At 42.0% G+C, this 10,031-nt stretch carries 12 protein-coding genes; 3 read left to right on the top strand and 9 right to left on the bottom strand.

Translation table 11 applies throughout. The features are described from left to right. The 3 genes from CEX73_RS03490 to purB all read left to right on the top strand — a co-directional run. The coding region (locus CEX73_RS03490; RefSeq protein ID WP_311195405.1) for an aminomethyltransferase beta-barrel domain-containing protein at positions 1–84 on the top strand (84 nt) is incomplete at its 5' end. Between the two features lie 48 nt (positions 85–132). After that, the gene (gene hflD, locus CEX73_RS00865) at positions 133–762 is read left to right on the top strand and encodes a high frequency lysogenization protein HflD (protein WP_101626735.1); all 630 of its coding nucleotides are present in this window, start codon (positions 133–135) and stop codon (positions 760–762) included. A 25-nt stretch (positions 763–787) separates the two neighbouring features. Continuing rightward, positions 788–2,206: an adenylosuccinate lyase gene (purB, locus tag CEX73_RS00860; RefSeq protein WP_101626734.1), complete on the top strand. Its 1,419-nt coding sequence runs from the start codon at positions 788–790 to the stop codon at positions 2,204–2,206. A 61-nt stretch (positions 2,207–2,267) separates the two neighbouring features. Here the strand turns inward: purB and lolE are convergent, their stop codons facing one another. The 9 genes from lolE to pabC form a co-directional block, all read right to left on the bottom strand. Continuing rightward, a complete protein-coding gene (gene lolE / locus CEX73_RS00855) occupies positions 2,268–3,512 on the bottom strand; it encodes a lipoprotein-releasing ABC transporter permease subunit LolE (protein ID WP_101626736.1) in 1,245 nt (414 codons plus the stop codon). A 21-nt stretch (positions 3,513–3,533) separates the two neighbouring features. Further along, positions 3,534–4,220, bottom strand: a complete 687-nt coding sequence (gene lolD / locus CEX73_RS00850) for a lipoprotein-releasing ABC transporter ATP-binding protein LolD (protein ID WP_101626733.1) — start codon at positions 4,218–4,220, stop codon at positions 3,534–3,536. Further along, positions 4,213–5,400, bottom strand: a complete 1,188-nt coding sequence (gene lolC, locus CEX73_RS00845) for a lipoprotein-releasing ABC transporter permease subunit LolC (protein ID WP_101626732.1) — start codon at positions 5,398–5,400, stop codon at positions 4,213–4,215. The genes lolD and lolC overlap by 8 nt, the downstream gene beginning before the upstream one ends. Positions 5,401–5,551: 151 nt before the next feature. Then, positions 5,552–6,109, bottom strand: coding sequence for a penicillin-binding protein activator LpoB (locus CEX73_RS00840; protein WP_101626731.1), 558 nt, complete (start codon positions 6,107–6,109; stop codon positions 5,552–5,554). A 45-nt stretch (positions 6,110–6,154) separates the two neighbouring features. Then, positions 6,155–6,502 (bottom strand): HIT domain-containing protein, encoded by a 348-nt coding sequence (locus tag CEX73_RS00835; protein WP_101626730.1) that lies wholly within the window; start codon positions 6,500–6,502, stop codon positions 6,155–6,157. A gap of 32 nt (positions 6,503–6,534) precedes the next feature. Beyond that, complete coding sequence (locus CEX73_RS00830; protein WP_101626729.1) at positions 6,535–7,329, bottom strand: YchF/TatD family DNA exonuclease; 795 nt, start codon at positions 7,327–7,329, stop codon at positions 6,535–6,537. A 26-nt stretch (positions 7,330–7,355) separates the two neighbouring features. Next, positions 7,356–8,375 carry a DNA polymerase III subunit delta' gene (gene holB / locus CEX73_RS00825; protein WP_101626728.1) on the bottom strand — a complete coding sequence of 340 codons (1,020 nt, stop codon included), beginning with the start codon at positions 8,373–8,375 and terminating at the stop codon, positions 7,356–7,358. Beyond that, positions 8,372–9,016 carry a dTMP kinase gene (tmk, locus tag CEX73_RS00820; RefSeq protein WP_101626727.1) on the bottom strand — a complete coding sequence of 215 codons (645 nt, stop codon included), beginning with the start codon at positions 9,014–9,016 and terminating at the stop codon, positions 8,372–8,374. Before tmk ends, holB begins: the two co-directional genes overlap by 4 nt. An 83-nt stretch (positions 9,017–9,099) precedes the next feature. Further along, entirely contained in the window at positions 9,100–9,897 is a 798-nt protein-coding gene (pabC, locus tag CEX73_RS00815; RefSeq protein ID WP_101626726.1) for an aminodeoxychorismate lyase, read from the bottom strand. Positions 9,898–10,031: the final 134 nt, after the last annotated feature.

Raw genomic sequence — 10,031 nt, 5'->3', positions numbered from 1 at the left:
GCAGGCCAGTCAGCAGTATTTTATTTGGCAGAACGTTGCCTAGGTGGAGGCATTATCGAAACAAGAAAACCGCAGTTCTGTTGAGGATGATTAAATAGAGGATGATTAAATAGATGTAGTACAGGAGTAATTTTGACTAAAAACTATGTCGACATAACGCTAGCATTAGCTGGCGTATGCCAAAGTGCGCGGCTTGTACAGCAACTGGGGCACCAGAGTAAGTGCGACGAACATCCTTTTCGGATTTTATTACATAGCCTGCTTGATCTGAAGCCTACATCAGTACTAGCAGTTTATAGCGATGCATTCAGTAACTTGAAGATAGGATTAGAAACGTTACAAAAAATACTAAATCTTTCCGCAGAGGAAGAGTGCGGGGCTGAGTTAGCCCGTTATATTCTTGGTTTAATGGTGTTGGAACGAAAATTAAATCGTAATCGCAGCGCCCAGAATAAGCTAAGCCGGTATATCGGCGCGCTTAAACCACAACTACTTCATTTTGATCTTTTATCAGAAACGATCGTTAGTGCTATAGCAGACATTTATGTGGATGTAATAAGTCCATTAGGATTACGTATTCAAGTAACTGGGGCGCCAGCAGTTTTACAAAATAGTAAAATTCAGGATCAAGTCCGGGCTGCGCTACTAACTGGTATCCGTTCCGCTGTGTTGTGGCAACAAGTAGGGGGGGGCCGACTACAGCTAATGTTTAACCGCCGTCGCCTATTCGCGCAAGCTAAACAGCTTCTTTTACAATGTTAATGTAAACTTTTAGGAATCGTAACATATGGAATTATCTTCTCTAACAGCTATTTCTCCTATTGACGGTCGCTACCATGAAAAAGTTAGCGCGTTGCGCTCTATCTTTAGTGAATTTGGTTTACTGAAGTTTCGTGTGCAGGTGGAAGTATGCTGGCTACAAAAACTAGCCTCTTGCACTGAGATCAAAGAAATTTCACCATTTGACAACAACACACAGCGTTATCTTGATGCAATTATCAGTAATTTTAGCGTAGAAGACGCTTCGCGTATCAAAACTATTGAACGTACGACTAACCATGACGTGAAAGCTGTTGAATATTTTCTGAAAGAGAAAGCGGTAGCTTTACCTGCTTTGCAGGAATCCAGGGAATTTTTTCATTTTGCCTGTACTTCAGAAGATATCAATAATCTGTCTTACGCACTAATGCTGGCAACCGTACGTAAAGAAGTTCTGCTACCTGTTTGGCTTGATCTCATTAACGCAGTAAAGAAGCTTGCTGCTAATTATAGAGATATCCCGCTACTATCCCGCACTCATGGCCAACCTGCGACCCCATCCACCCTGGGTAAAGAGATGGCGAACGTTGCCTACCGTATGGTGCGACAGTATAATCAGCTGGAAACAGTCGAAATACTAGGTAAAATTAATGGCTCAGTAGGTAACTATAATGCCCATATGGTTGCTTATCCTGAGGTAAACTGGCAACGATTTAGTGAGGAGTTTGTGACAGATCTGGGCATCAAGTGGAATCCTTATACGACCCAGATTGAACCTTATGACTATATTGCGGAATTTTTAAATTGCGTGGCTCGCTTCAATACTATCCTGATAGACTTCAACCGCGACATCTGGGGCTATATTGCTCTTCACTATTTCAAACAAAAAACTATAGTAGGAGAGATAGGTTCCTCCACAATGCCCCATAAAGTTAACCCCATCGATTTTGAGAACTCGGAAGGTAATTTAGGTCTTGCTAATGCAACTATGAACTATTTAGCTGCTAAGTTACCAATATCGCGTTGGCAACGTGATTTAACTAATTCTACCGTTTTACGTAATCTAGGCGTTAGCCTAAGCTATGGGTTCATTGCTTATCATGCCACCTTAAAAGGAATCAGTAAGCTCGAGGTTAATGAGAACTATTTATTAGATGAGCTGAACTTAAACTGGGAAGTACTAGCAGAGCCGATTCAGACTGTGATGCGTCGTTACGGTATCGATAAACCTTACGAGAAGCTTCATGCTCTTACCTATGGTAAACACGTAGACGCTACAGAAATACGATCTTTTATCGATAGTTTATCTTTACCTAATGAGGTAAAGAGTAGACTCAAGGCAATGAATCCTGCGAGTTATACCGGTTGTGCCGCTACTTTAGTTGACGAGTTAACATACCGTGCTGCAGTGCCAAGTCCCACAAGTACTTCGAAAAGTATTAAATAGTCAAGATACTTACTACTAGCTACTCGTCTAAGTATCTAAGTGGATTAATATCACAGGTTGATTATTTTTTACTAAGAATAATTACTGGGTTAATACGCCTAGCTTGCTGTGCTGGATACCTTCTAGCCAGCAAACTAAGCAACATAGCAGTGCCTAGCACACTAATAACATCCTGTAAGTGTAGCTCAGTAGGCAGAAAATTTATCAAGTAAATATCGTTAGATAATAGCGAATGGCCTAGTAATTGCTCTAGCTTTTTTGCTAGTTTGGTTAAATTTACCGCTACTACTACGCCGGTCACCGCGCCTAGCACGCAGCCTAAAAGACTAATTAATAAACCATACCAGATAAAAATAGCGTAAACAAAACCGTTTGGAGCACCTAAGGTGCGTAAAATAGCAATGTCAGCGCGTTTATTCTTCACTGCTATGACTAAAGTAGTGACTATATTGAAGCAAGCTACGCCTATAACTAACACCATCGCTAGATACATGATAAAACGTATCATTTGAATATCTCGGTGCATGTAACCGTAAGTATCAATCCAGCTACGGATAAAAACATCGTGCTTAGTGAGCTGCCCAGCGTCTCGTACTAACTGGTTAGCATGAAAAATATTTTTTACTTTGATAGCTATACCATTGATATCCTTTTCTTTATTAAAATAGTGCTGTGCATCTTGTAATGGCACCATAGCAAAGTATTTATCTATTTGGCTATTTAAGGTAAAAATTTCCATTACTTGTAAGCGAAGACGCTTAGATTGCAACTGTTTCATATGCAGATCTCCGTTTGAGATGATCATCGTCAGCCAGTCACCTTGTTTTATGTTCAAAGTATCTGCTACGCCTTTTCCGATAATAATCTGCTGCTTGTTGGCACAGAAATTCTGCCAAGCTAGATTGGGCACTAAGCTTGGTAGCGCGCTTAGTCGCATTTCTTGTACTGGGTCTACGCCTTTGACTTGAATCACATGTTGTTTATCGTCGTGTTCTACTAGGCTGGTAAAATTAAGATAAGGTGTAGCTGCTACGATACCTGGCACTTGTTCTATGCGTTTAATTAATTTCTGCCAGTCGAAGAAAGGAGGATTTACTGGTTCAATTTCTCCGTGTGCTACCACTGCTAGTATACGTTGATTTAATTCACGCTCAAAACCATTTATGGCACTGAGAACAATGATTAGCGCCATTACACCTAAGGATATACCAACCGTAGAGATGATAGAAATGAGAGATACCATACCGCTCCGTTGCCGTCGGGAGTTAAAACGCAGCGCAATCTGCAATGATAATGGGATTTTCATTGAGTAGAGCGCAGTCATATGCTATCTGCAAGCAAGTAGCACCCCTTCCCGCATCTCAAGTTGGCGGGGTAGTCTTTTAGCTAAGAGTAAATCATGCGTTACTACAATAAAAGTAGTACCATTTTGCCTGTTGATCGATCTGAGTAACTCGAAAATACTATCAGCGTTGTTTTGATCGAGATTGCCCGTAGGCTCGTCAGCGAGAACAAGCGATGGGCAATTTACTAAGGCACGGGCAATAGCTACCCGCTGGCGTTCACCACCCGATAACTCAGAAGGTCTATGATAGCTGCGTTTTTCTAATCCCACCATGGCCAGCATTTCACGCGCTGCCGTCTGTGCTACCGTTGATTTAGCTCCTCCTATCATTCTTGGCATCGCTACATTCTCCAGAGTAGTAAAATCTGATAACAAGTGGTGAAATTGATAGATAAACCCCAATCTCTTATTGCGCAGTACCGCGCCAGCGGTGGAGGAAAGTTTGTTTAGCAGCTGACCTTCAAAAATAACCTCGCCAGAGGTCGGTGCATCTAGCCCTCCTAGCAGATGCAAAAGCGTGCTTTTACCAGAACCAGAGCGGCCAATAATGGCTATCATTTCCCCTTGTTGTATAGAACAATTAACGTTCTGTAACACATCAATATATAGCTTACCTTCTTGATAACGCTTGCTTAGCTCAGAACATTGTAACAATGGCACATCATTCATAACGTAACACCTCAACTGAATGAATGGTAGCTGCATACCAGGAAGGGTAAAGAGTAGATAACCATGCCACTACTATTGCCAAAACAGTAATTATAGTAATCTGCAACGGCTCGATATTAACCGGTAGCACTGCGCTATCAAAGAACACTAACTTGTTCAACTCTATTACTAATAGTAAGCCAATAACAGCGCCAAATAATGCTCCAATAATTCCAATACTAATTCCCTGAGCCATAAAAACTAGCATTACTTGACGGTGGTTCAGTCCCTGTGTTTTTAAAATAGCGATATCATTCTTTTTTTCCATCACTAGTAGACATAGTGATGTGACAATATTAAATCCAGCCACCGCGACGATAAGGCTCAGTAGTAATACCATAATATTTTTCTCCATGCGCACCGCTTGGAAAAGTTCGCTTTTACGCTCACGCCAATCTTTCCACACGAAACCATCTGGTAAATGCTGCTGACTGAGACGTTCTACACTCAGAGGCTGCTGCAACCATAGGCGCCAGCCAGTGACATAACCAGACGGATAACGCATAAGACGCGAAGCATCCTGCTGATTAACCAGCAGTTGATAGTAGTCTACCTCACTGTTAGTCGCATAAGTACCAGCTACAGTAAATAAACGCTGGCTAGGAATACGACCAATCGGCGTCAATTGACTGACAGATGGTACGATTAAGCGTAGTTGATCGCTGACTTTCACGCCAAGCTTACTTGCTAACTTTTCACCCAGAATGACCTGGTACTGACTGGGTGCTAACTGGTTTATGTGTGTATCAATTAGATAGTTAGCTAGAGGTTCAGGATCATAAGGATTAACACCAAGCATGACGCCCATAGCTAAGCCTTTGGTGCTTTGTAAGACTACATCCCCGATCGTCAATGGTGCCACGTGTGTCGTACCTTGAAGTTTATTTCGTCTCAGAACTGAAATTCCTGTCGGAGCTAAAAACCCATCGCTGGTTGTTAGTAACGCCTGAGGGATAAAGCCCAGAATATTGCTTTCGAATTCTCGCTCGAAACCATTCATGACCGATAAGACCATCACTAAAGCCATTACACCGAGTGTAATACCAATAGTGGAAAGCCAGGAGACAAAACTACCGAAGCGGTCTGATACCCCACCACGCATATAGCGTAAACCAATATATAATGCTACAGGTTGATACATTACATTAGTGTTTGACTATTGATCAAATGTGTCTGAGAATAGTTAAAATACTGTAAACTATTTACTTAACAAACCAAGATTAGTTCTGCTAACATCTTCAATTAAGATAACTAATAACAGATCTGTCCTTTTTTTCATCCCGGTGTTTTATTCATTCTTGGGCAACGCCCTTACCAGACCAGACAATCTCTCCAGTCTGTACCAGCATTAACTGCATATCTAAGTCGGGTTGTTTAATATCTCCACTAGCGATACTGTACAGTACATATTGCGCGTTAAGATATCGAGCTAATCCTATTGCTTTACTGCGTGATTCCAGGCGGTCATCTTCCGAAAGTCCTAATTTCATGCGTGCACTGTTAAGTACATCCGCTCTGACTACACGAAAATGGCTGTCGTTAGGAATTAAGCTACTGAGCGTAGCGGTAGCTTGACGAGATTGTAGGTTACCGTTGGTACTATTTGTCATAGTATTAACTAGCAGTACACTGTCTTCGTGGATATCATTAGCTAACATCATATTATTTACTAGCGGATAAAGGCTTGCTTCCCAGTTAATAGACTTAAACTTTGGTGGCATTAGTACTGGCTCACTAGTTGAAAGCTCAGGCAGTAGTTCAGTAACTACTTGCTGAGCTTTGACTATGGCTATACTGCTGGTTAGTAGCGGTGTCGTAGTAAGTAAGATAAAAAAAATATTTTTGATCATTATGATGTTTTGGGGTGTTCGATGATAAAACAAATTAAATAGTCATTAGGTGATTAATGGACCTAGTGGTCTACCACCTAGCAAATGCATGTGGAGATGATATATTTCTTGTCCGCCATGATGGTTACAATTAATAATTAAGCGGTACCCATCATCACTAATACTCTCCTGTTTAGCTATTTTTGCCGCCATCAAAAATAGTCTACCTAACGCTATTTCATCTCTAGCGTTAACGTCGTTAACTGTTGGAATTAACTTATTAGTAACGATAATAATGTGAATAGGAGCTTGAGGTTTTATGTCACGAAAGGCAGTTACAAGATGATCCTGATATAAAATATCTGCTAGCATTTTTCGGCTAATAATTCTGCTAAAAATAGTTTGTTTGTACATTATATTGTACCGGAAAGGTAAATTATTATTTATCATAACCGGCAAAGTGGCTTATTGAAATGGAATAATCGACAGAAATTTGCGGTAGTCGCAGTTGCTAATTTCTCTAACTTAATATCTTTGAGTCTAGCTATATATTCGGCTATATCCCGCACATAAGCGGGTTGATTCTCCTTACCTCGGTAAGGTACTGGCGCTAAATAGGGAGAGTCTGTTTCAATCAGTAGACGGTCAAGGGGGACGAATCGTGCAGTTTCATGCAGTACGTGAGCATTGCGAAAAGTAACAATACCAGAGAAAGAGATATAAAAACCTATATCTAGCAATACTTTAGCAGTATCACGGTCATCTGTAAAACAGTGCAATACTCCACTGCACTTATCGGCTTTTCCTTCCCGCAAAATCGCAATGGTATCGTCGCGTGCGTTCCTGGTATGCACAATCAGAGGTTTGTTATACTCGTTTCCAATACGGATATGCTCACGAAATATCTCTTGCTGTAATGCTTTATTTTCCTGCGGATTAGAATAATCTAATCCGGTTTCACCGAGCGCTACTACGTTTTCTCTTGCTGCTATACTGCGTAGTTCTAATAAGTCATATAGTTGTTCATCAATATTCAACGGATGAATGCCACAAGAAAACAAAATATCATCACGGCAGCCAATAAAGGCTGTTATGTTTTCAAAGTTAAGTAGCGTGGTACACACAGCTAGAATGAGTCGCACATCACGTGTCTTAGCTTTCTCCATGACATCTGTTACATCCCGGTGTAACCTATGGTAATCTAGTTTATCGATATGACAATGGGAATCAATTAAAAACATAACTTCCCCTTTTGTTCTTATTTTTCTTATAGAGTCGAAATGTTTGTGTACAGATCACTCATATCTAACTCCCAATTTAATAATTGGTACGCCAGCAACAATTGGCGATTAATGCCGCTAACCTCTGTTGTCTTACGCCGGCAATTCAACCATTGTTGGACTTGATGATGCAAGGTCATTGAATCCCAGCGCGCTGCTACTGCGGTAACCAAATGGGTTTGATCTACGTTCACTACAAAATCCTGCGCACCTTGCTGCCATTTGAGTGCATCAATTAATATTGTAAGCAACCAATGCATCGGCCCATTATTATTATCTTTATGATTATGTCCATTGAGTAAAGGCAGTAAAGTTAACCAATCACTACAATGTAGTGCTTCGCTCATAGCCATGCACAAGGCTATCCGTTGCTTCCAGCACGCGGGCTGTAGCAATGCTAGCGCCGCTAAAGGAGCACCTCCACATAAACGCAGCGCGGTGCTAGCAGCTAAACTGGGATAAGTATTTTTCTGCTGCTGTAACCAACTCAAACCTAGTGCTTCATCCGGATACGATAACTGCCAGCAAAGACAGCGACTCAGCAAAGTAGGTAACAGGCATGACTTATCTCGGCAACCAAGCAGAAAATAAGTATTGTTTGGTGGTTCTTCAATAATTTTGAGCAGCGCATTTACTCCCTGCTTAGTCAATAGCTCGATATGTGACAGCGATATGACTTTAGCTCCCCCCTGACGAGCGTGACTATATAAGCTTTCAATAAACACACGAATGGTCTCTACCCCAATGCTCTGCTGTCCTTTTTCTAGCTCAAGCTGATAATAATCAGGGTGATTGCCGGCATTCATCAACTGGCAACTGTGGCACTGGCCACAATTTCTGATTGTATTTGGTTGTAAGCATATTAACCAACGGCTCAATGCTTGAAATAATGATGCCTTGCCGTTACCCTTTGGGCTGTACAGTAATAGTGCATGATGTCCCTTTCCCTGCTGGTAACGTGTCAAAATATTGAGGTAATCAGATTCTAACCAGGGATATAATATCATTGCGGTATTTCCTGGGTGATGAGCCATTGCTCTATCTGATCGCGAATCACAGCGAGAAACTGTTCCTGCGGCTGTCCAGCATCAATAGTTACGATACTAGGATCGCTAGCTACTAGTTCCTGGTAACGCGCGCGGGTACGGTAGAAAAAAGACAGTGATTCTGCTTCAATTCTATCTAATGGTCTGCCCCGCGCGCGTGCTCGCTCTAGGCTAATAGCCGGAGGTAAATCTAGGTATAATGTCAAATCAGGATAAAAATTACCTAATACCACATTTCGTAGAGTTTGCAATAACTGTTTATCGATACCGCGGCCTCCCCCTTGGTAAGCTTGGGTGGAAAGATCGTGTCGATCGTTAACCACCCAGGCGCCGCGCGTTAGTGCGGGTTTAATGACACTTTCTACTAATTGTACACGCGCGGCATATAACAACAAAAGCTCAGTACAGTTGGTAATAAGATCTTCTCCTACGCCTTGCTTGATCATAGTACGCAGTTGTTCTGCCAATGGAGTGCCACCTGGCTCACGAGTAGAGACTACGTCGTGAATACCATAGCTATGTAAGGTAGTGATTACCTGCTGAATGGCGCAGGTCTTGCCGGTACCCTCTAGGCCCTCGACCACAATAAATTTACTCTTCATGTCATGGCCTCTCCGGATTAACTATGATGTTTAGTCTAATCCCTGCTGGGATGGGAATAAATTGATGCTGGCGACAAGTAGCATTAGCACTGTGGGCTGAGTAAGTGAAACAAAGTACGATCATAGTAACAGCACGAACCTATAGAGTTCACCGGGGCTATCGATAGCAAAGCATTGGTAATAATCACTTCATCAGCTTGCTTCAACGCATCGGGGCCAGTTGTAACTTCTTTACATAAATAGCCAAGCTTCGGTAATAAGGCCAATACTCGCCGGCGCATGATACCGGCGACTCCCGCGTAGCTCAGCACAGGGGTAAAAACTTTCCTCCCACAACGCCAGAATAAATTAGCGCTGCAGCACTCTACCAGATTTCCGTCCGTATCTAGTACTAGCGCTTCATCGGCACCATCACGTTCTAAATGAGCTTGTATCAATACCTGCTCAAGCCTATTAAGATGCTTGATACCTGCCAGCAAAGCATTCCGCGCTAGGCGGACCGGATTGAGGGTCAGACGTATGCCATTTTTTCGCCAGGTAGTATAGTGGCTTGGTGCGTAACCGTGTTCTATAATACGTACAGGAGCGCCACAGCTACTAAAACTATAGCCGCGGTTGCCACTCCCTCGGCTGATGATAACTTTAATAAATCCTGAGCCGCCGGTCGCCGCAGCTGTGAGCATTTCCTGACGTAGTATTTCGATATCTAGCTTCTCGAACAACAAACGTTCAGCGGCTAATATCATACGCTCGATATGTAATGTTAAAAACGATATCTTGCCGTCTAATAGACGAGCCGTCGTAAAAAAACCATCACCAAACTGACAGGCGCGGTCGATAAGCGGTAATTCTTGCTTAAGTTGTCCGTTTATCCAGAACATAAATATATTAATTTCTCTCCTTTAGCAGATGGAAGAATAAGACTTAGTCTGCCAAATTTTCGTTTTTAATAAGTGTTGAAAAGCATAGCATCTACGTGCTGTTAGAATAGAACGGAAATGAGCGCGGAACTAAG

It is taken from the genome of Candidatus Palibaumannia cicadellinicola (assembly GCF_002855795.1).
Lineage (GTDB): Bacteria > Pseudomonadota > Gammaproteobacteria > Enterobacterales > Enterobacteriaceae > Baumannia > Baumannia cicadellinicola_C.
Note: the sequence above shows the minus strand (reverse complement) of the source record. Positions and strands in the feature narration are given on the sequence as shown.